The following is a 19,210-nucleotide window of genomic DNA, read 5'->3' on the forward strand; positions in this document are numbered from 1 at the left end:
ACTACTCGCCCCTCTCTTCTTCCAATATTTCCGCCATCAGTTTTTTATCTTCTCTGGAAAGTTCCTGCCCCTTGAGGAGATCGGGCCTTGACCTCAAGGTCCGCCGGAGAGCTTCTTTCCTGCGCCATCTGGCAATATTCGCATGATGACCGGAGAGAAGTACGTCCGGTACTTTCCACCCATTGTATTCAGCCGGTTTCGTGTACTGGGGATACTCGAGAATCGGTTCGTAAAAAGAGTCTGTTGAGGCACTGCCCGCGTCTCCCAAAACTCCCGGTACCATCCGGGCGACTGCGTCGGAAATGACCATGGCTCCCAGTTCGCCTCCGGTCAGGACGTAGTCTCCGATGGAAATCAGTTCATCTGCCAGGTATTCTTCTACCCGGTGATCCACCCCTTCATAATGGCCGCAGATGAGTACAAGATGATCGTAATCATGGTAAAGCTGTTTTGCTTTATCCTGATTGAAGGTCTTTCCCGCAGGAGAAAGGAAGATCACCCGGTCTTTTAGTCCCTTTTCGGGGAGCACATGATGGCAGGCATCAAAAAGAGGCTGGCACATCATGAGCATGCCCGCTCCGCCTCCGTAGATGGTGTCGTCTACCTGACGGTGCCGGCTCTTTGTAAAATCCCTGGGATTGGTCACCGCCATTTCCAGGAGTCTTCCTTCCAGAGCTCTTTTGATGATGCTCTGGTTAAAGAAGGCTTCCAGAAATTCCGGAAACAGGGATAGAATATCAATTTTCACGATGGGCTCCTTTAGAGTGAAATCATTCCCACTCCGGCAGGCGCACCGTCATGCGTCCTGCATCGATATCCACGGATAGAACGCATGACGGTATGGCCGGAATCAGGATTTCTTTGTGATCTTCGCCTTCAATGACATAAACATTGTTGGCTCCGGTCTCCATGATTTCCTTCAGGGTTCCCACCTTTGTTCCGTCCTCGGTGACTATTTCCAGTCCGATGAGCTGAAAATAATAGTACGTTCCTTCCGGTCTCTTCGGGAGTTCACTGAATGGGACTTCCACCATTTTAGAGACCAGGGTTTCCGATGTATTCCTGTCGTCCACCCCTTCCACATGAAGGATGTATACATGCTTATGGGGACGGGCGGATTTCAGGGCGTACGGTTTCCCTCCGATATAGATGGTTTTGAGTTTTTTGAAAATCTCCGGCCTGTCCGTATCGGGTAAAATACGCAAATCACCCCGCACACCATGCGGGGCTACGATTCGGCCGACGATTATTTTTTCATCGGGTTTCATATCAGTTGCGGAAAGCGATAATCTTTCCGTCTTCAACCAGAATTTCGCCGCCGGTTAAAGTATTCATGTCATCCCCCACATGGATGGTGACAAGGCGGTTCATAGGCTGACGGTTGAGTTCAGCGCCGATGGCAAGTCTTTCCAGGTGATCTTTATCATTGAGGAGTTTGTCCTTCAGCTGCTGCATCCGGGCCTTCTGGGCCTCGAACTGAGCGCGCAGCGGAGCCACTGCCTGGATATTGATCTTTGCCTGTTCAGCCAGTTTGCCGTTGGCTTCAAATTCCAGCTGTGCCATATCATGTTCGACACGGCTGATATTCTGCCCGATTTCATTGAGCAGTGTGGTTTTCAGCGTCTCGGTGAGTTTGGATTTTACAGCCACCGGTACGAGAATCTGCATTTCTTCCATTGCTGCACCTCTCACATAATATCCACAGCCACTTTGCGGTTTTCACGCAGAGCGCCTGCTTTCACAACCGTGCGGATTGCATTGGCAATGCGGCCTTTTCTGCCGATGACTTTTCCCATATCTTCCGGAGCGACACGGACCTGGTAAATTTCCAGGCTCCCCTTCTGGATGACAGTGACAGTCACGGCGTCAGGGTTCCTTACGAGAGCCTTGACAAGTGTTTCCACTAATTCTTTCATAGAGGGCCCCCATTATTTCTTTGCTTCTGCAAACTTGGCAAGGATGCCGTTCTTTCTCAGGATGGAACGAACGGTGTCGGTCGGCTGTGCGCCTTTGCCCAGCCAGGAAAGAACCTTTTCTTCATCAATCTTTACCGGAGCATCCAGTTTAGCCGGGTCGTACCAGCCGATGGTATCGGTGGGAGCGCCGTTTCTGGCTTCTCTGGAGTCGATGACTACGATGCGGTAGAAAGGATTCTTCTTTGCGCCCAAACGGGTCAGACGAATTTTTAACATTGAAATTTCACCTCCTTGAAATGATCTCGATTATTTATTGAACATCCCGGGGAAACCGGTGAGGCTTCCCAGCTTGGATGGATCTAACTTTTTGCCGCCGCCTTTGCCCATTCTGCCTTTCATTTTCTTCATGGTCTTCTGCATTTCGGCAAATTGTTTCATCATGCGGTTCACATCCTGAATCTTCACGCCGGCGCCGTTTGCGATACGCTTTCTGCGGCTGCCGTTCAGAATCTTCACATTCGCCCTTTCTTCAGGAGTCATGGAAAGGATGATCGCCTCTATATGTTTCACTTCTTTCCCGTCCAGATCAATATCTTTCAGCTGATCCTTGAACTTGCCCATGCCCGGGAGCATACCGAGGATGGACTGGAAAGAACCGAGTTTTCTTACCTGTTTGAGCTGTTTCAGGAAATCATCCAGCGTGAATTCCCCTTTGCGGAGTTTGCCGGCCGCATCCTTCATGGCATCGGCATCCATATTTCTCTGGGCCGTCTCGATTAAGGTTTCAAGATCGCCAAGATCCAGGATTCTTCCTGCCATGCGGTCCGGGTGGAAATCTTCCAGCCCGCCGTCCAGTTTTTCAGATACACCAATCATCTTGATCGGCTTTCCGGTGACTGTCTTGATGGAAAGAGCAGCACCGCCTCTGGCATCGCCGTCCATCTTGGTGAGGATGGTCCCGTCAATGCCAAGGTTATCATCAAAGGCTTTTGCCGTAGTCACGGCATCCTGACCGGTCATGGAGTCCAGGACCAGGAGGATTTCATGCGGATGAACTTCAGCCTTGATATTTCTAAGTTCTGCCATCAGTTTCTCATCGATGGTGAGCCGGCCGGCAGTATCGAGAATCAGCACATCCCGGTTATAGGCTTTTGCCGTATCCACGGCATAGCCTGCAATGTGGACAGGATCCACATTGGGAGGCATACGGTAAACAGGAACATCGGTCTGCTGGCCGAGAACCTCCAGCTGTTTAATAGCTGCCGGACGATAGACATCGCAGGCTGCCATAATCGGGCGATGACCTTTTTTCTTGAACATCAGGGCCAGTTTGCCTGCAGTCGTCGTCTTGCCGGCGCCCTGAAGACCTACCAGCATGATAATGGTCAGTCCCGAAGAAGAAAGCGTGATCTTGCTCTGGGTTCCCCCGAGGAGCTCGGTCAGCTCATCTTTAACGATCTTGATTACGGTCTGGTCCGGCTTCAGGCTTCCGAATACTTCTTCACCCATTGCTTTTTCACGGACATGGGCGATGAAATCCTTTGCTACCTTGAAGTTGACATCGGCTTCCAGAAGGGCCCGCCGTACTTCGCGGAGCGCTCCATCGATATCACTTTCGGAAAGTTTTCCTTTCCCGCGGAGATCCTTGAACGCGGACTGCAATTTATCGCCTAAGCTTTCAAAGGGCATATGGTCACCTTCATTCCGACAAAACCTGTAACAATGTTTCAGCTTCATTCTGCTTTTCAGCAGGAATGAGATTCAAAAGCTCCCTTGCCGCCGCCTCTTTCTTCTCCCTGAAAGAAACAAGATGAAGGGCTTTCTCATAAGAGAGGAGCTGCTCCTCGCCATGGCGCATGGCATCATGCACCGCCTGACGGGAAATATGGAAATGCTGGGCGATTTCCGCCAGCGTCAGATTTTCATTATAGTATAAGTCCAGGCAGTCTCTCTGCCTTTCCGTCAGAAGTGCCCCGTAACAGTCCAGGAGCTCTCCCTTCCAAACGATATTTTCTATAGACATAGTATCACCACAACGTGTGATATTATAGCAGGTGCGGAAAAGGTTGTCAAGCTCTTTTGCTTTACAGGATTTCGTTTCAAAAAGCTTGCTTTGGAAATAGAAACTGCAGGATGAAATGACTTTTATATCGGGGCTTTCGGGAGTAGCAGGAATGTCGGGAAGGCAGTGCCTTACGGCGCAATATAGGAAGGAAATAAAAAATTCCTGCCGATCCTTTGGCGGGAATTTTTATTTTCTATTGGGAAATCATAACTTTTCCCCTGCCAGTCCCGGCTGACTGATTCTCCCGGTCTTTTCTTCTTTCTTTTCCGATTTCAAGGTAAAGGAGAAAATGGCACCCGGAACAGAGACTGCCCAGAGAATCTGGAGGGCGGGAACAAGTCCGAAAGTGTCAGCAGCGCGGCCGATAAGAGGAGTTACCAGTCCACCGAAAGTAGTGGAAAGGCCTAAAGTAATGCCTGAATCAAAGGCCACATTTTTACCGAGGTATTTCTGCCCCAGGACTACGCTGGCGCTGAAGGGGGCAAAGAGGGCAAATGATGCGGGGAGGAGAAGAATCATGGCAAGGAGGGTATTTTCCGTATGGATGAGAAGGAACATGGCGGGAATCATGGAAATAAAAGCGATGCGGAGCATACGGACGCAGCCCAGACGGTCGGCAAGAAGACCACCGAAATAAGTAATGATACAGCCCAGGGAGAAAAGGATAGTGAGGATGAAGCTTCCTTCTGAAGCATCCGCATGAAGGACCTGAATCCAGAAAACGGGCAGGAATGTTTTGCATACGGTAAATCCGATGGACCTGGCAAAAATGAGGACTGTGAGCTTTCCGAAGGATTTCCAGTCGTTCCGGGCTTTTCCGCGCCGAAGGCGGCCCTTTTCTTTTTTATGCCTGCCATATCGGAAAGGATTTCCGGGAGGAAGCGGAGAAATCCTTCCCCCTACCTGGTCCGCGAAGTTTCCCACGGAAAAAGCGCTTTCTATGACCCCGGATTTCACATCATGCACTGGCATGAAGAATTCCAGTTCATTTACGTTTCCTCCGGAAGCCTCACCGTGCATACCCTTTCGGACACGCTGAAGCTTTCAGAAGGAGAAGCTTTATACCTGGGGCCCGAAGTGATTCACTGCATCGAGGCACCGGTGGATGCCCACTATTACAATTTTCCCTCCTCTGCGAAAGTGCTCCGATTCTATCCGGGATGCCCCGCCAATGAGGACCTGTCCGCCCTTTTCGCAGAAAATTTCATTTCCTTTGCCCCTCTCTCCCCAGTGCTTCCCTGGGCCCGGGAATCCCTGGACCTGCTGAAAGACCTCGCCCGTTTTGAAAAGGACAAACCTCCCTTCTATGCCTGGGAAGTCATCCTCCGCCTTTTCCGGCTGCTCCTCTCTGTGCGAAAACATCATAACCCGCAGGAAAGGCCCGCCCGCGACGCCAATGCGGAAAAAGCAAAAATCATCCTGCAGTTTCATCGCAGACCATTATGACGAAGATATTTCCCTGGAAGATATGGCAGAAAGCACCCATTTGAGCAAATCCGGCTGCCTTCGGGCTTTCCGCCTTGCCATGCACACCACGCCCTATCAGTACCTCCTGGAATACCGTTTGCAACAGGCCGCAGAAAGACTCCTTTCCACCGATCTTCCCATAGGACAGATCGCCCTGGACACGGGCTTCCGTCAGGTCAGCCTCTTTGGGAAATATTTCAAAGAAAAAACAGGCTTCACCCCGAAAGAATACCGGGCCGCCCGGTCCTGAAAGAATTTCCCCGAACCACGGACCAACAATTCTCCCTATTGATAAATATAAATCTTTTCAATAAAGGCGATATAAATATGTATTTTATAATATAAGCGGTGTTTGTTTTCGAATATTTCCAAAGGAGAAACTTATGAAAAAATCCATTCTTGCTTTGACTCTGGCCGCCATGATTTCGGGCGGCACCGTATTTGCTGCCGATGCGCCTCGGGACAATTTCTACTGGCTGGGCCAGATCAATAAGGCTTCGGATATCATCAATACGTCCGAAGGCCTTCTGACACCGGAAGAAGGAAGAAATATCGCCCAGGGCATTCGGAAAGTCCTCGCCGACGGGTCCCGTCCCGGCGCACCCCGGCCGGCCAATGTAGTGGCCTTCGAACCCTACCTCATCAAGGCCGCAGGCCCCCAGGTGACGAAAATCCATGCAGGCCGCTCTTCCCAGGATATGCTGACCACTGTCGGCATCATGGAGCAGCGGGAACACCTGCTGGACATGGCAAAAGAACTGAACAAAGTGCAGGCCGACCTCATCCGTCTGGCTGAGGAAAATAAGGAAACCGTCATTCCGAACTATACGAATGGCGTCCAGGCCCAGCCGAACAGCCTTGCCCATTACCTCATCGCCTATGCCAATGCCTATAACCGGGATATGCAGCGGACCCGCGAATATTTTGCCCGCCTGAACCGCTCCCCCATGGGCTCCACCGTTTTAAACGGCACAGGCTGGCCCCTCAATCGTGACCGCATGGCCGCCTATCTGGGATTTGACGGTCTCGCCTACAATACCTACGACGCAGGCCAGGTCTTCCCCCAGGAAGCGCCCATCGAAACGGGAGGCATCACGAACTGCATTGCCATCCATACCACTTCTTTCATCGAAGAAATCATGCAGCAGTACGCCCAGCCCCGTCCCTGGATTCTTTTGAAAGAGGGCGGTGGAAATACCTATGTTTCCTCCGCCATGCCCCAGAAGCGGAACCCGGGCATCCTGAATTCCTGCCGCGGCGATGCTTCCACCCTTCTCGGCATGAGCATGGAAGCCGCTTTCCGCTCCCACAATATCCCCGCCGGCATGGCTGACGGAAGGCTGAACGGAAGACGCGACCTCATGCCCCAGGGGACAAAAGTCCTCTCCGGCCTGGACAGAATCCTCAATAATCTCGTCATCAAACCGGAACGGTCTCTGGAAGAGCTGGACCTCGACTGGACCTGCTCCCAGGAAATTGCCGATGAACTCATGAAAAATCACGGCATCCCCTTCCGCACAGGCCATCACTTTGCCAGCGAAATCGTGACCTATGCAAGAGCCAATAATATCACTCCGAAAGATTTCACCTACGATAAAGCCCAGATGGTCTATGAGAAACTCGCCAAAGACGATCCCGTCCTGCCAAAGGCATTCCCCATGACCGAAGATGAATGGAACCATGCCAAAGACCCCGTAGCCATCGTCCACAATAGAAAGGTCAAAGGCGGCCCCCAGCCCGCTGAACTGGAAAAGATGATTTCCATGGCAAAGAATGACCTCGCTGACAACGAAAACTGGGTAAAGCAGCAGGAAGAAAAACTATCGAATGCGGAAAATAAACTGAATGCGGACTTTCAGGAAATGCTGAAATAGTTTCTGTCAGGCTCATTCTGATGGCTTGAGTCATTATCGGTTTTCGTGGGTTAGCCTCACCGCGACTTGAACCTGTATACCCAGGCTTGCGCGATCGTGGTTCGTGATTCGTGATTCGGGTTGTCAGGCTCATGCCTATGATTTGAGTCACTAACGGATCGTGAGTCAGCCTCACCGCGGCTTGAACCTGTATATCCAGACTCACAAGATCGTGGTTCGTGATTCGTGAAGGTAGAGCAAAATAATTTCAATAAAAAGCGGCACCTTTTGCTGCTGCACCGCACCTTCACTTATCACTTTTCCCAATAACAAAAAGCTGTACAGTCTCATTTTGACTGTACAGCTTTTTGCTGACTGCTAACGGCTAATGGCTAACGGCTAACAGCTAATCATTCTTCCCCATTCTCATCATCTTCTGCGGAAAGCACGTCGATGGAGGCGATTCTGTCTCCTTCTTCGAGTCTCTGGAGGATGACGCCCTGGCCGCCTTTGGATTTCTTGGAGAGAATCTGACTGGCTTTTGTTTTGATGGTAATACCCTGTTCGGATACGCCTACCAGTTCATCTTCATCATCAGCAGCAACCAAAGCTACGACTTCAAAACCCTTCTTGAAGTTCCGGACACCGGTTCCGTTTCTTCCCTGGAGTCTGTATACACTGGCTTCATTTCTCTTTGCATTGCCATCAGCGGAAATGGTAAAGATATCTTTTTCGTCGGCAATGACGGCACCGACTACTTCATCCCTTTCTCCCAGACGGATACCATGGACGCCGGCGGCTCCCCGGCCCATAGGTCTGATTTCTTCGGTGGAGAAGCGGATGGCCATGCCAAGTTTCGTACCGAGGATGATATCTTCATCACCACGAATCTGAAGAACCTGGGCCAGTTCATCTCCCTCATTGAGACGAAGAGCGATGAGACCGTTTTTATTGATATTTTTATATTCTGAAATTTCCGTCTTCTTCACATAGCCCAGTTTGGTAACCATAAGGAGGAATTTCGTACCTTCGCCGGCTGCGTCGATATCGAGAAGTTCTGTTACCCGATCTCCTGCCATGATTCCCGGGATGTAATTGATAATGGCGCTTCCCCTTGCGGTGCGGGAAGATTTAGGCAGATCCACGGCCGTCTTCATGTAGACTTTGCCCTTATTCGTGAAGAAGAGGATCCGGTTATGGGTGGATGTATTCAAGAGTTTCCATACATAGTCTCCATCCTTCATCTTCATGCCCGAAACTCCGCGGCCGCCTTTCCGCTGTACCCGGATATCGGAGGAATCCATGCGCTTGATATAATTCTGTTTTGTCATGGTAATGGTCATGGGTTCATCGGGAACAAGATCAGTAATATCGAAATCATCCTGGGCCTCGGCAATTTCAGTTCTTCTTTTATCGCCAAAGTTGGATTTTTCATCCTGCAGTTCTTCCTTTACTACGCCCATGATCTTGTCTCTGCTGGAAAGGAGATCTTCCAGGTAGGCAATCGTTTCTTTCACGTCTTTATAGTCTGCTTCCAATTTATCTCTTTCAAGTCCGGTGAGCCTTCTGAGGCGCATATCGAGGATGGCGAGGGACTGCTTTTCGGAGAGGTCGAATTTGGACATCAATGCATCTTTCGCGATGGTATCGGTGCGGGATTCTCGGATCGTATGAATCACTTCATCGATATGGTCGAGAGCAATGAGGAGACCCTCCAGGATATGAGCCTTGGCTCTTGCCTTGTCCAGCTCGAACCGGCTTCTTCTGGTAATGACTTCTTCCTGATGTTTCAGGTAGTAGTACAGAATCTGTTTCAGATTGAGGATTCTTGGGTGGCCGTCTACCAGGGCGAGCATGATGGCGCCAAAATTCACCTGCATCTGGGTATGCTTGAAAAGATTATTCAGCATGATTTCCGGACTTACGTCAGCCCGGAGTTCGATGGCGATCCGCATGCCCGTGCGGTCTGATTCATCACGGAGCATAGTGATGCCGTCCAGCACTTTCTGACGCTGGAGATCTGCGATGGAGGAAATCAGGCGTGCCTTATTCACCTGGTATGGAATTTCCGTCACCACGATGCGATGTTTGCCGTGGGGCATTTCCTCGATTTCCGTCTTTGCCCGGACCGTGATGGATCCACGGCCAGTACGATAGGTATCCTCTATGCCCCGGTGACCGAGAATAATGCCTGCCGTCGGGAAATCAGGACCTTTGATGTATTTCATCAGTTCATCAATGGAAATTTCAGGATTATCAATCATGGCGCAGCAGCCATCGACCACCTCACCTAAGTTGTGAGGAGGAATGTTGGTAGCCATACCTACGGCAATGCCATAGGAACCATTGACGAGAAGATTCGGAATGCGGGACGGGAGGACCACCGGTTCCTGGAGAGAACCATCGTAGTTCGGCATGAAATCCACCGTATTTTTATCAATATCCCGGAGCATTTCCAGAGTAATCTTTGCCATGCGCATTTCTGTATAACGCATAGCGGCCGGAGAATCACCATCGACAGAACCGAAATTTCCGTGTCCGTCTACCAGCATGTAACGGGTGGAGAAATCCTGGGCCATGCGGACAGCCGATTCATAGACTGCCGTATCGCCATGGGGATGAAATTTACCGAGAACGTCACCGACGATTCTGGCTGATTTTTTATAAGGCTTGTTCGGCAGCATGCCCGCTTCATTCATGGCATAGAGAATACGGCGGTGAACCGGTTTCAGGCCATCCCTCACATCAGGAAGTGCCCGGGTAACAATGACACTCATGGCATAGTCGATGTAGGAATTTTTCATCTGCCCCTCCAGAGGGGTATTGACGATTTTACCTTCTTTCCAATCCATAAGGACTCCTTTATTCATAAAAATAAGACCCGAAAGCCCCGGGTCCTATAGGAACTCTGAAAACATTATAGCATAAAACGGCTTAAAAAGCCATTTAAGGCTTGTTTTGACTGTTTTTTGTATTTCTTACACAAAGTGAAAATATCGTTTGACATAAAATAAAGCCATTTAAATAGATTTCAAAAATTTTCTGCGTAAAAATATTTTTACAGACATCTTTTATTCTTTGTCCGTTTTTTATATAATAAGTCTGTGTGCTCTCAAAGTCTCGAAGGATGTGTAATTATGAAGAAACTGGCACTTTTACTGATTGCCATCATTATACTTATAGCCGGCGGATTCTTTATCTTCGTTCATTTCATCAGCGGCGGACCCTGGCAGGGTACCTGGTGGGGCGTGCAGGATGCAGGGATCAACTGGTCCGGTGACAATATCAAAAATCTGGAAACTGTGACATTTACAAAAAATGAAGATGGTACCATCGATGTGGACCATAAAGTCCAGCAGGGAAGCCGTGAGGTCAATGGATCCCTGGCAGGAACAGGAGTCGTTGACGGGGGCCGTCTCGTAATCACCCCCCAAAAAGGCGGCAAGAATCTGGTTCTTTCCTACAATACCGTTTCCAAAACCATGGATACCCCCTTTACCAATGCCGATGGTACCACGGTCACCCTCCAGCCTTTAACGGAAAACAATAATGATGAAATGGAAGAAATCCGAAGTGAAATCGTCCAGGTCTCCCAGAAACCGGAGAATAAAATCGATACCACGCTGTCAACAGCAAAGAGCTGATGGGATTTTTGCAGTTAGCGGTCAGTTGTTAACCGTTAGTAAAAGCCACAGGTAGAAAGTTATCAGTTTGTAGTAAAGGTGGACCCGCATCAGAAATTGATGGCGGGTCCTTTTTATGTGGTATTATTTCCCATCAAAAAAGTCCGCCTCCCCTATGAAAGCAGACCACATACTTTTTCACGAATCACTAGCTGCTATCGGCAATCGGCTCATTCCCTGTTTTCTGTGCAGCGTAATAATCACCAGTTCCCTGGGGCAGGAAAAACGGAACGGAAACCAGCTCGCGCTTCCTCTGGAGACATAGCCGGGGTGGATGCCGTCAGTATAAAGGCCCCTGGTAAATTTGAAAGGGGTAATGATGGGTTTCCCGAAAAGTCCAAACTGGGTGCCATGGGTATGGCCTGTCAAAGTCAGGATTGCCCCACGGGCAAACCCTTCATCGATGAAAGAGGAATTATGAGCCAGGAGGATAACTTTGGCGTCTTGGGGAATGCCTTCGAAGGCCCATTCGGTCATGTCTTTCCGCTGGCGCTGGAAGGCGGCGCTTCTTTCTCCCCTCACCCAGGGATAATCCACGCCGGCCACGTAAAGAGAATCCCCGTTTCTTGTGATTTTCATATGTTCATTTTCAAGAATTCTGACCGGTGTTTTCTTCAGGAATCCATGAATATAGGCCTGACCACGGTAATATTCATGATTTCCCCAGACGTAAATGATGCCGTCTGCGAAATCATCATATTTCTCAGAAAGAATTTCTGCGGTCTGTGGCATGTGCCGTACATCATCGATGAGGTCTCCCGTGAAGAAGACGACCTGGGCCCCTTCTGCTTTTGCCCGGTCAAATTCATGGGGCAGATCGGAATAGCGGAAATAGGGCCCGATGTGGGTATCCGTGAGCTGGGCAGCCTTGTAGCCGTCAAAAGCTTCGGGAAGATTTTCCACATACACATTGATGTACTCCGTCACTTCCCGCCGGTTTCCATCGATGGCACCATAGATGCCGATGAAAAGAGCTCCCAAAAGGACAAGCAGGGAAATCTTCTGTACCGGTCTTTTCCATTTCTTCGGAATCGTAAAAAAGGAAAGGATGATATAAGGTGGAAATAAGACGATCTGGCTCACCATGAGGCCGCAGAAAAGGTAACCCAGCCAGAGGGACCAGAGTCCAAGTCCGTCATAACCCTTCGCATACCACACAAAGTACCCCGCCGAAGCAAGGCCGATAAGAAATCCCCCAAAGGTATAGCGGAAGAAATTCTTTTTTCTCATGATGAGCGCAAAAAGAGAACCGTTCAGGAGACCCAGAATGGAAAATATCATGAGAATCAGGCGCTCGAACATGGGGGACTCCTTTCGAATCATTTGGGGATAAACAGGGAATGCACATAGGGATTGCGGATTGCGGGAAGGTGTGACGCTGATGGGCCGCGAGTTTATATGGGGAATTTGCACAAACCCTGCGGGCAGCGGTAGAACAACCCCTCAGTCTGCTCCGCAGACAGCTCCCCAGGCTCGGGGAGCTGGTGACCGATAGGATTGAAATACTTTTCAGTCAAATGGTCTGCTTATGAATGGGTGAATCAGCGGTTAGCCATTAGCCGTTAGCTGCTGGCAGCCGGGCGGGATGAAAAGATTCCATAAAAAGTTCCCAGTCTGATATGACGCCGCTAACTGCTAACGGCTAACCACTAATGGCTCAAAAAGTTCTTCCGCTTTTATTTTATCAGAAGTCCCCTTCCTCCCGTAAGAGTTTTTCCGCAAAGGCAGCCAGTTTCGCATGGGGCCCGGCGAGGGGGATTTCTTTGTATTCCTCGGGAGTAAACCAGTGATAGTCCCCCCGAGGCACTTTGCAGTCTTTCACAGTATAGGCTTTCATCATCCAGATGCGATGGGTGAAGATATGCTTATATTTCCACACCAGCTCTTCCGCTTTTCCTTGAAGGAGCGATTCCAGTCCGAAGCGGGACGTTTCTGCATTTTCTGACAGAACCATAGGGAATTCCCACATGGAAGCCAGCATCCCCGTGGGGGGCCTTTTGTGAAGGAGCACCTTTCCGTTTTTCGTGATCATTCCACAGGCTGCTTCCAGCACAAGCTGGGGTTTCTTTTTCGTTCGAACGGGAAGTTTTTCCTGCAGTCCTTTTTCAAAGGCAAGGCATTCCCCTTTGAGAGGACAGTTTCCGCAGCGGGGTGCTTTGGGAATGCAGGTATCCGCGCCCAGATCCATGAGGGCTTCATTGAAATCTCCTGTCCTTTCAGGGAGTGTCTTTTCCACAAGGGAAGCAATCGTTTTCTTTCCCCTGCTCTTTAAAATATCCTCTTCTATTTCATAAAGTCTGGCGTACACGCGGAGCACATTTCCGTCGATAGCTCCTTCTTTCTGCCCATAAGCCATGGAAAGGATGGCCCCTGCCGTATAATCGCCAATTCCCGGAAGAGCACGGATTTCTTCTTTATTTTCCGGAACGGCGGAACCGTACTTTTCTTCCATAACTCTCGCCGCTTTATGTATATTTCTTGCCCGGCTGTAATAGCCAAGGCCCTGCCACTGATGGAGGACTTCTGTCTCTGATGCCCCTGCCAGGTCATGGATGGTGGGGAATTTTTCCATCCAGGAATGGAAATAAGGTTTCACTGCTTCGGTCCTCGTCTGCTGCAGCATGATTTCCGAAATCCATACATGGTAGGGATTCCTTGGTCTGGCTTCCCGCCAGGGAAGGTCTCTTTTGTGGGTATCAAACCAGGCAAGGAGTATCTCGGGCCATTTTTCAGACGGTTTCATTCCATTTCCCTGAATTCGTAATCATAGACAGTTTCCCCGTCTTCGGCAAAGTAAATGACGCCCCGGATTTTCTTGCCTGCAAGGACGAGGGGAAGCCACACTTTGTCGGCCATCCACATTTCGTCATAGGGAAACTCGGAAGGATCAAACCAGCGGGGTTCCATTTCTTCGGAGAGCACGGGAATCCCAAACCATTTTTTGGCAAAGTAAACGATTCCCGCGTGGGACCATTCCGGATCCGAGGGCTGCCGGAAATAAAGATCCGCCATCAGTTCCAGATCTTCCGGGGCTGAGCGGAGGCCGCACTCTTCATAGAGTTCTCTGGCCGCGCACTGGCGCATGGTTTCTCCAGCCTCAATTTTTCCTCCGAAACCGTTCCATTTCCCGTTTCCCATGCCCCGGCGCTTCCGGCCAAGAAGGATTTTCCCATCACCGCGGAAAGGGTAAATGAGGGACGTATCACGCATGGCTGCCTGCCTTGTATTCCTTGAAATAAAGTTCTTCAAAAATTCTCTTTCCTGCCGCCGTCTTATACAGGCGATGGTAGAGGGCTTCATTCTGTTTCCTTCCGGCCCCGTCTTCATACTGGTTGACAAGCATATCTGCTTCCGCCAGAATCTGCGCATCCGGACCGTCGATGGAGCCGTAAGAATGATGATGGGCCACGAGCCAGCAGATCCGTTCCACGTCATCTGATTCAAATCCCAATTTCTCCAGCATGGGTTTTGCCTCGCCCGGCCCCAGTTCCTGCTGAATCATGCCGTCATTCCGGCCAAACCGTTTTTCCCCTTCATGAATGCCGATGTCATGGACGTAGGCTGCCGCTTCCAGACGGAAAAGAGTCTTTTCATCGAGGCCTTCTTCGATCCCGATCTGGCGGGCAAAGGCATGGACTTTCAGGAAATGATGAATGCGGCGCGGATCGCCCTGATCATAAGTAATCATGGCTTTGCAGAGAGAGCTGAGTATATCCATTTCATTTCTCCTTTATAAACAAAAACGGTGCGGGGAATCCACCGCACCGTTTCTTTTCATGTACTTATTTTGCCAGTTTCTGGGCAACTGCAGAAGTGACATCTGCACCGCCATCTACAACAGCGCCGGATTCAAGAATGACGTCCAGGCCTTTTTCCTGGCGAACCTGCTGGATGGCTTTCATCACATCCTGCTGGATCGGTCCGATCAGGGATTTTTCCTTTTCTGCCATTTCCTTCTGAAGGTCATTGGCAATCTTCTGCTGTTCCTGTTCCGTCTTGCCTGCAGACTGTTTCTGGAAAGTTTCCTGAGCCTTCTTGGCTGCCGCTCTCATATCGAGCTGGGCTTTCTGCATCTTCGGATGGGAATTCATGAGATAGCCATAGTTTACATATCCGATTCCTGCTGCAGAAGCAGTGAAAATAGAGCCAAATGCAATCATACCGGCAGCAACTGCTGCGAGAGTTTTATTCATTTTCATATTGTCCTCCTAACCCGCCCCCATTCATGGGGCAAAAGCAAGTATGTATTAATTTTAATCAAAGAAATGGGAAGTGTCAATGGGGAAAGGTTGGTTTTCAGCCGGTTTTACAATGTTTACGATTTGGGGAAATGACTGCAGGCTTTGCGTTTTCCCGAATATCGATATCGTTTTTCGTTATTCGTTGTTCGTTCTTCGTTTTCGAAGCACAATATATAAGATTGGTTTCCCGCAGGGAAACCATATCCTTCACGGAGCACGGACCACGGAGCACGGACCACGATTCACACAAAAAGAGCCGCGGAAATAGACTATTTCCACAGCTCTTCACTCTCACGCCTTATCCCCTTTGGCTTCGATGGCTGCTGTTTCTGCTTCTTCTTCCATCGCCTGTTTGGCCTCTTTCAAAGCAGCTTCGCGGACTTCTGCTTTCTTTTCTTTCTTCTTTGTGAAATGGGAAACCACTTCCGGTACCATATTGAGGACTTTATCGATGGTACCATTCGGTGCAGCATTCTTGATGGAGAAAAGTTCTACCCGTTCCCCCTTCATGATCAGAACGGCCGTAGGAGTCACTTTTCCTCCCCCTGCTCCACCGGATGCCCCGCTTCCCGTATGGGAACCGCTTCCAAAACCGAAGGAAATATCCACGAAGGGAACGATGGTCGCATCACCCAGGTAAATCGGTTCCCCGACTACCGATTCCGTGGTTACCATTTTTTTGAAATCATCGAAAATCTGCTTTCTTACTTCGTCATCCATTCTGTTTTCCCCCTTGTCTGAAATGCCAGAATTCCCTTGCTTCTCTGGATACTGCAAGTTTCAGTAGAATATAAAGTACATAGAGGGGAATGAGCCGTCCCCGGCCCCGCCCCTTCAAAGTGAAAACGGTTTCAAGATAGTCCCATTCGATTTCTTCCGCCACTCCGGGAAGGGTGGCATAAAGGAGCCCCTGAAGGACCCCGGTATACATGGGGTCCGGCAGGCCCAGTTTTCCTTCCACCTGCCAGCGTCTCGGAAAGCCGTGGTCTATGATTCTGGCCACAGCCAGAAGAACAAGCTTTATAAGTCCATTATCCAATGCAAACCGCCCCTGCGCAAGGAGGGAAGGTTTCTTTTTTATATTTTCTTTCTTCTTTTCTTCCGGTTTTTCTTTTTCCGGAGTTTCCGCTTCTTTCTGACCGGATTCTTTTATTTCCACCGGTTTTTCCCCTTCCAGCGGTTCCGCTTTCGAGGAAATCTTTTCATCCAGTTCATTCAGGGCTTCATTCAGTTCCTTTTCGGAATCTCCCGTATCTTCAGGAGGACTTTCCGTCTTTTTCTTCATCGGGTCGATTTCCTTCGTTTTGGAAATCAATCCGAAAAGGGCGCCCACTTTGACTGTCAGTTTCCATTTCTCAAAGGAAATGGAGTAGGTCAGCGGAATCAGAAGGAGAAGAATCAGGAAAATCAGGAATATCCCGATAATTTTTGCTGCCATCATGATGGTCCGTAGAGGCGGAAAAGGCCTTCCGCCGCCTCTTTCACCTCCTCTGCCAGGAAAGAAGGAGAAATCACTTTGACCAGCGGCGCATGCCGGAGAGTCCAGGCTTTTAAAGCTTCCGGCTGGATTGTGAGCTCCACGGTGACCAGATTCTGCCTTGCCGATACCAGGCGGGCCGATTTTCCAAAATCGTTAACGATATCACTCATGAGATGCCAGTCTGCTTCAAAGCTTGAGGGCAGGGGTGATCCGGTGTAAATTCCGTGCCAGGGATACACCCAGTCGGAAAGTTTCTCTCCCTGGGGCAGCCCCTCAAGCGATGTCTGAAGACGGGCAGAATCGGCAAGAATGGAAATATCGCTCATCAGATCCACCCGGAAAATCGATATTTCCTCACTGCCTTCCAGATTACAGAGAAGCAGGTACCGGTCATCAGAAGCGATGATCTGGTAAGGGCTTGCCCGGTAAAGTTTCGGATCTCCGGAAATCGTATAGCCGTGGTGGCGTTTGCCATCCGCTTCATAATGATCGAAATAGAAGGAAATCATTTTCTTCTGGCTTACTGCACGGGACAGGAGGGCCAGTTCTTCACCGCATTCGGAAGGCTTCAGAGACGTGGGAAGATTCCTGATATTTCCTTTCCCGTCATTAAAAGTACGGCTCTGGATGCGTTTCAGTTTATCCGTCAGCTGACGCACCTGCTGGGCAGGAAGATGAGAGAAATATAGCAGGTCGATCAGGATTTTCAGTTCATCCTGAGAAAGCAGATGATCCCAGTACCAGTCAAGAGACAGGGGCGATTCTTTTCCATTGATGACACGCCTCACTTCACGGCACATGACAGGAAGGCCGGCCTCTTTCAACCGGTTCAGATTGCGGCTTACAGATTTCCGGCTCACCGTCATACCATAATCTTTTTCCAGAAATTCAAGGATTCCCTGCTGCGTCAGCGGATGGTCCCGATCCGATTCCCGGATCAGTACCTGTACGATCCGCATAATGGACATCTTGCTGCTTTCACTGTTTCCTTCCGCCATAGTCTCACCTTCCCCGAATCCTGAGCACAATGAAATCACTTGCAACGGAAGCGATGAGAGAGAGCGGATTGAAAAAACGGACTACTTTCGGACAATGCATGATGAAATGCACAAGCCCGGCCACCGTGAGGCCGCCCAGAAGATCCGTGGGATAATGCATCCCCGCAAAAATACGGGAGAAAGCAAGGACTGCAGAAAGAAGGGTCATGAGGAAGCAGCCTTTGAAACGATATTGCAGAAGTTCCATGGCAATGAGGGCACTGTTCATGGTGTGATTGCTGGGGAAAGAAGAATTGGCTTTATGGCCCGTGAAATTCCAGATGGAAGAATCTTTCGTGAAAGGACGGGGACGCTTCCAGATTTTTCCGATGATAAAAGAAATCGCAGACGCCAGAAGGACGCCAAAGAAAATGAGGAGGCAGGACCGCCGCCGCTCCTCCCTGTCTTTTCCAGGAGTAAACCAGAGAAGGAGGCCATAAATCACGAACGCCCAGTGACCATAGCGGGTCACAAAATCCATGGCCAGATCAAAAGGCCGCACCTTACCGGCCAGACCATTGATCTTCTTAACCAGTTCCAGATCCGGATTCATGAACATCCCTCCTCCTTATGCAGGCAGGATTGCCGCACCATTATTTTTCATTTTAACATACTAAGGGAAATTTGACAAAAGATTAGAGATTTGGGGCATTACCAAGCAGAATAGAGACTGAAAAGAATACCGTAAGAAGAAACACTTTTGAATCGGGGGGTGTCGGGATTGTCGGGGGTATCGGGGCTGTCGGGGCGGATATGGTCCGCCGTGCGGACCAATCTTATATAGTCGGCTTCGCCGACGGCCTTCGGCTTTCACAGGGAAATGGAAATTGTGGGATTTTATGTAATATAAATACTCTGCGGCGTCTTTTTACTGTTGCGCCGCACCGCCCCGAGATCCCCGGAATTCCCGAAACCAATCCCGATATTCCCGAAACAAAAGCTTTTAAATCCATTCCCTATTAGCCATTACCTGTTTCCCCATATAAAAAAGCCCCTCTTCGGGGCCATTTTTATTTTTCTTCTTTTTTCGCTTCTTCCTCTTCCATCTTCTTTATGGCTTCTTCTTTTTTCTTCTGTGCCCTGGCATAGGCACCGCTTCTGTTTAAGGCCATGGAAATAACGGCTACTACGGCACAGAGAAGAATGAAAATATTAATTGTAGTAAAGCCGACAGTGGCAATGCGGTAAATGGCATAGACGAGAACGAGGACAAGCAGCATATCCTGAAATTTGGCAAACATGGTAAACCTCCGATTGGATGATATATATTTACCATATAAGATTATCTTCATTCCGTCAAGAGGATTTTAGAGAATCACTGTTTCCCGAAAGATATACCCCATCCGAAGTTAAAAAGTTTAATAAATTTCTAATGATACAAATCGCGTTTTTTGCTACTATACCAGTGGAGCGAATGAAAGGGCCCCTGAAGAAATCCCTCATCACCCGGATGTACACAATCGATCGA

23 protein-coding genes are annotated in these 19,210 nt (G+C 49.5%); 4 read left to right on the forward strand and 19 right to left on the reverse strand.

Annotation, left to right across the window (positions count from 1 at the left end; genetic code table 11):
• Position 1: 1 nt before the first annotated feature.
• From trmD to VZT47_RS02700, 8 genes are all read right to left on the reverse strand, one after another.
• A complete protein-coding gene (gene trmD, locus VZT47_RS02665; RefSeq protein ID WP_330223437.1) occupies positions 2–748 on the reverse strand; it encodes a tRNA (guanosine(37)-N1)-methyltransferase TrmD in 747 nt (248 codons plus the stop codon).
• Between the two features lie 22 nt (positions 749–770).
• Positions 771–1,268 (reverse strand): ribosome maturation factor RimM, encoded by a 498-nt coding sequence (rimM, locus tag VZT47_RS02670; RefSeq protein WP_330223459.1) that lies wholly within the window; start codon positions 1,266–1,268, stop codon positions 771–773.
• 1 nt (position 1,269) lies between these two features.
• On the reverse strand, positions 1,270–1,677 hold the full coding sequence (locus tag VZT47_RS02675) for a YlqD family protein (RefSeq protein ID WP_330223438.1): 408 nt from the start codon (positions 1,675–1,677) through the stop codon (positions 1,270–1,272).
• A gap of 11 nt (positions 1,678–1,688) precedes the next feature.
• The gene (locus VZT47_RS02680) at positions 1,689–1,916 is read right to left on the reverse strand and encodes a KH domain-containing protein (protein WP_330223439.1); all 228 of its coding nucleotides are present in this window, start codon (positions 1,914–1,916) and stop codon (positions 1,689–1,691) included.
• A gap of 12 nt (positions 1,917–1,928) precedes the next feature.
• Positions 1,929–2,192, reverse strand: a complete 264-nt coding sequence (gene rpsP, locus VZT47_RS02685; protein WP_330223440.1) for a 30S ribosomal protein S16 — start codon at positions 2,190–2,192, stop codon at positions 1,929–1,931.
• 30 nt (positions 2,193–2,222) lie between these two features.
• Complete coding sequence (gene ffh, locus VZT47_RS02690; protein WP_330223441.1) at positions 2,223–3,605, reverse strand: signal recognition particle protein; 1,383 nt, start codon at positions 3,603–3,605, stop codon at positions 2,223–2,225.
• 10 nt (positions 3,606–3,615) lie between these two features.
• Positions 3,616–3,939, reverse strand: coding sequence for a YlxM family DNA-binding protein (ylxM, locus tag VZT47_RS02695; RefSeq protein ID WP_330223442.1), 324 nt, complete (start codon positions 3,937–3,939; stop codon positions 3,616–3,618).
• A gap of 246 nt (positions 3,940–4,185) precedes the next feature.
• Positions 4,186–4,953: an MFS transporter gene (locus VZT47_RS02700; protein WP_330223443.1), complete on the reverse strand. Its 768-nt coding sequence runs from the start codon at positions 4,951–4,953 to the stop codon at positions 4,186–4,188.
• Here VZT47_RS02700 and VZT47_RS02705 point away from each other — a divergent pair.
• From VZT47_RS02705 to VZT47_RS02715, 3 genes are all read left to right on the forward strand, one after another.
• On the forward strand, positions 4,942–5,427 hold the full coding sequence (locus tag VZT47_RS02705; RefSeq protein WP_330223444.1) for a cupin domain-containing protein: 486 nt from the start codon (positions 4,942–4,944) through the stop codon (positions 5,425–5,427). The genes VZT47_RS02700 and VZT47_RS02705 overlap by 12 nt on opposite strands.
• Positions 5,378–5,698 carry a helix-turn-helix transcriptional regulator gene (locus VZT47_RS02710; protein WP_330223445.1) on the forward strand — a complete coding sequence of 107 codons (321 nt, stop codon included), beginning with the start codon at positions 5,378–5,380 and terminating at the stop codon, positions 5,696–5,698. The genes VZT47_RS02705 and VZT47_RS02710 overlap by 50 nt, the downstream gene beginning before the upstream one ends.
• A gap of 133 nt (positions 5,699–5,831) precedes the next feature.
• The gene (locus VZT47_RS02715; protein WP_330223446.1) at positions 5,832–7,322 is read left to right on the forward strand and encodes a lyase family protein; all 1,491 of its coding nucleotides are present in this window, start codon (positions 5,832–5,834) and stop codon (positions 7,320–7,322) included.
• 389 nt (positions 7,323–7,711) lie between these two features.
• Here VZT47_RS02715 and gyrA read toward each other — a convergent pair whose 3' ends face one another.
• Positions 7,712–10,153 (reverse strand): DNA gyrase subunit A, encoded by a 2,442-nt coding sequence (gyrA, locus tag VZT47_RS02720; RefSeq protein ID WP_330223447.1) that lies wholly within the window; start codon positions 10,151–10,153, stop codon positions 7,712–7,714.
• A gap of 285 nt (positions 10,154–10,438) precedes the next feature.
• Between gyrA and VZT47_RS02725 the strand changes: the two genes are divergently transcribed.
• A complete protein-coding gene (locus tag VZT47_RS02725; protein WP_330223448.1) occupies positions 10,439–10,945 on the forward strand; it encodes a succinate dehydrogenase in 507 nt (168 codons plus the stop codon).
• A gap of 177 nt (positions 10,946–11,122) precedes the next feature.
• On the opposite strand, the gene VZT47_RS02730 is transcribed toward VZT47_RS02725, so the two are convergent.
• From VZT47_RS02730 to VZT47_RS02775, 10 genes are all read right to left on the reverse strand, one after another.
• Positions 11,123–12,286, reverse strand: a complete 1,164-nt coding sequence (locus VZT47_RS02730; RefSeq protein WP_330223449.1) for a metallophosphoesterase — start codon at positions 12,284–12,286, stop codon at positions 11,123–11,125.
• A gap of 382 nt (positions 12,287–12,668) precedes the next feature.
• Positions 12,669–13,727 carry an A/G-specific adenine glycosylase gene (gene mutY, locus VZT47_RS02735; protein WP_330223450.1) on the reverse strand — a complete coding sequence of 353 codons (1,059 nt, stop codon included), beginning with the start codon at positions 13,725–13,727 and terminating at the stop codon, positions 12,669–12,671.
• On the reverse strand, positions 13,724–14,194 hold the full coding sequence (locus VZT47_RS02740) for an 8-oxo-dGTP diphosphatase (RefSeq protein ID WP_330223451.1): 471 nt from the start codon (positions 14,192–14,194) through the stop codon (positions 13,724–13,726). The genes mutY and VZT47_RS02740 overlap by 4 nt, the downstream gene beginning before the upstream one ends.
• On the reverse strand, positions 14,187–14,702 hold the full coding sequence (locus VZT47_RS02745) for an HD domain-containing protein (RefSeq protein WP_330223452.1): 516 nt from the start codon (positions 14,700–14,702) through the stop codon (positions 14,187–14,189). Before VZT47_RS02745 ends, VZT47_RS02740 begins: the two co-directional genes overlap by 8 nt.
• 64 nt (positions 14,703–14,766) lie before the next feature.
• Entirely contained in the window at positions 14,767–15,183 is a 417-nt protein-coding gene (locus VZT47_RS02750; RefSeq protein WP_330223453.1) for an OmpH family outer membrane protein, read from the reverse strand.
• A gap of 333 nt (positions 15,184–15,516) precedes the next feature.
• Positions 15,517–15,945, reverse strand: coding sequence for a GerW family sporulation protein (locus tag VZT47_RS02755; protein ID WP_330223454.1), 429 nt, complete (start codon positions 15,943–15,945; stop codon positions 15,517–15,519).
• Positions 15,938–16,666, reverse strand: coding sequence for a hypothetical protein (locus tag VZT47_RS02760; protein ID WP_330223455.1), 729 nt, complete (start codon positions 16,664–16,666; stop codon positions 15,938–15,940). Before VZT47_RS02760 ends, VZT47_RS02755 begins: the two co-directional genes overlap by 8 nt.
• The gene (locus VZT47_RS02765; protein ID WP_330223456.1) at positions 16,663–17,703 is read right to left on the reverse strand and encodes a helix-turn-helix transcriptional regulator; all 1,041 of its coding nucleotides are present in this window, start codon (positions 17,701–17,703) and stop codon (positions 16,663–16,665) included. Before VZT47_RS02765 ends, VZT47_RS02760 begins: the two co-directional genes overlap by 4 nt.
• Before the next feature lie 4 nt (positions 17,704–17,707).
• Positions 17,708–18,295: a phosphatase PAP2 family protein gene (locus VZT47_RS02770; protein WP_330223457.1), complete on the reverse strand. Its 588-nt coding sequence runs from the start codon at positions 18,293–18,295 to the stop codon at positions 17,708–17,710.
• A gap of 457 nt (positions 18,296–18,752) precedes the next feature.
• Positions 18,753–18,983: an RNA helicase gene (locus tag VZT47_RS02775; protein WP_330223458.1), complete on the reverse strand. Its 231-nt coding sequence runs from the start codon at positions 18,981–18,983 to the stop codon at positions 18,753–18,755.
• Positions 18,984–19,210 lie beyond the last annotated feature (227 nt).

The sequence above is a fragment of the Dialister sp. genome (genome assembly GCF_036343215.1).
GTDB lineage: Bacteria > Bacillota > Negativicutes > Veillonellales > Dialisteraceae > Dialister.

Excerpts from the sequence above, each read along its gene's own strand:
- rimM (WP_330223459.1), bottom strand. The coding sequence starts at position 1,268 with ATGAAACCCGATGAAAAAATAATCGTCGGCCGAATCGTAGCCCCGCAT.
- VZT47_RS02675 (WP_330223438.1), bottom strand. The coding sequence starts at position 1,677 with ATGGAAGAAATGCAGATTCTCGTACCGGTGGCTGTAAAATCCAAACTC.
- VZT47_RS02680 (WP_330223439.1), bottom strand. The coding sequence starts at position 1,916 with ATGAAAGAATTAGTGGAAACACTTGTCAAGGCTCTCGTAAGGAACCCT.
- rpsP (WP_330223440.1), bottom strand. The coding sequence starts at position 2,192 with ATGTTAAAAATTCGTCTGACCCGTTTGGGCGCAAAGAAGAATCCTTTC.
- ffh (WP_330223441.1), bottom strand. The coding sequence starts at position 3,605 with ATGCCCTTTGAAAGCTTAGGCGATAAATTGCAGTCCGCGTTCAAGGAT.
- ylxM (WP_330223442.1), bottom strand. The coding sequence starts at position 3,939 with ATGTCTATAGAAAATATCGTTTGGAAGGGAGAGCTCCTGGACTGTTAC.
- VZT47_RS02705 (WP_330223444.1), top strand. The coding sequence starts at position 4,942 with ATGCACTGGCATGAAGAATTCCAGTTCATTTACGTTTCCTCCGGAAGC.
- VZT47_RS02700 (WP_330223443.1), bottom strand. The coding sequence starts at position 4,953 with ATGCCAGTGCATGATGTGAAATCCGGGGTCATAGAAAGCGCTTTTTCC.
- VZT47_RS02710 (WP_330223445.1), top strand. The coding sequence starts at position 5,378 with ATGCGGAAAAAGCAAAAATCATCCTGCAGTTTCATCGCAGACCATTAT.
- VZT47_RS02715 (WP_330223446.1), top strand. The coding sequence starts at position 5,832 with ATGAAAAAATCCATTCTTGCTTTGACTCTGGCCGCCATGATTTCGGGC.
- gyrA (WP_330223447.1), bottom strand. The coding sequence starts at position 10,153 with ATGGATTGGAAAGAAGGTAAAATCGTCAATACCCCTCTGGAGGGGCAG.
- VZT47_RS02725 (WP_330223448.1), top strand. The coding sequence starts at position 10,439 with ATGAAGAAACTGGCACTTTTACTGATTGCCATCATTATACTTATAGCC.
- VZT47_RS02730 (WP_330223449.1), bottom strand. The coding sequence starts at position 12,286 with ATGTTCGAGCGCCTGATTCTCATGATATTTTCCATTCTGGGTCTCCTG.
- mutY (WP_330223450.1), bottom strand. The coding sequence starts at position 13,727 with ATGAAACCGTCTGAAAAATGGCCCGAGATACTCCTTGCCTGGTTTGAT.
- VZT47_RS02740 (WP_330223451.1), bottom strand. The coding sequence starts at position 14,194 with ATGCGTGATACGTCCCTCATTTACCCTTTCCGCGGTGATGGGAAAATC.
- VZT47_RS02745 (WP_330223452.1), bottom strand. The coding sequence starts at position 14,702 with ATGGATATACTCAGCTCTCTCTGCAAAGCCATGATTACTTATGATCAG.
- VZT47_RS02750 (WP_330223453.1), bottom strand. The coding sequence starts at position 15,183 with ATGAAAATGAATAAAACTCTCGCAGCAGTTGCTGCCGGTATGATTGCA.
- VZT47_RS02755 (WP_330223454.1), bottom strand. The coding sequence starts at position 15,945 with ATGGATGACGAAGTAAGAAAGCAGATTTTCGATGATTTCAAAAAAATG.
- VZT47_RS02760 (WP_330223455.1), bottom strand. The coding sequence starts at position 16,666 with ATGATGGCAGCAAAAATTATCGGGATATTCCTGATTTTCCTGATTCTT.
- VZT47_RS02765 (WP_330223456.1), bottom strand. The coding sequence starts at position 17,703 with ATGGCGGAAGGAAACAGTGAAAGCAGCAAGATGTCCATTATGCGGATC.
- VZT47_RS02770 (WP_330223457.1), bottom strand. The coding sequence starts at position 18,295 with ATGAATCCGGATCTGGAACTGGTTAAGAAGATCAATGGTCTGGCCGGT.
- VZT47_RS02775 (WP_330223458.1), bottom strand. The coding sequence starts at position 18,983 with ATGTTTGCCAAATTTCAGGATATGCTGCTTGTCCTCGTTCTCGTCTAT.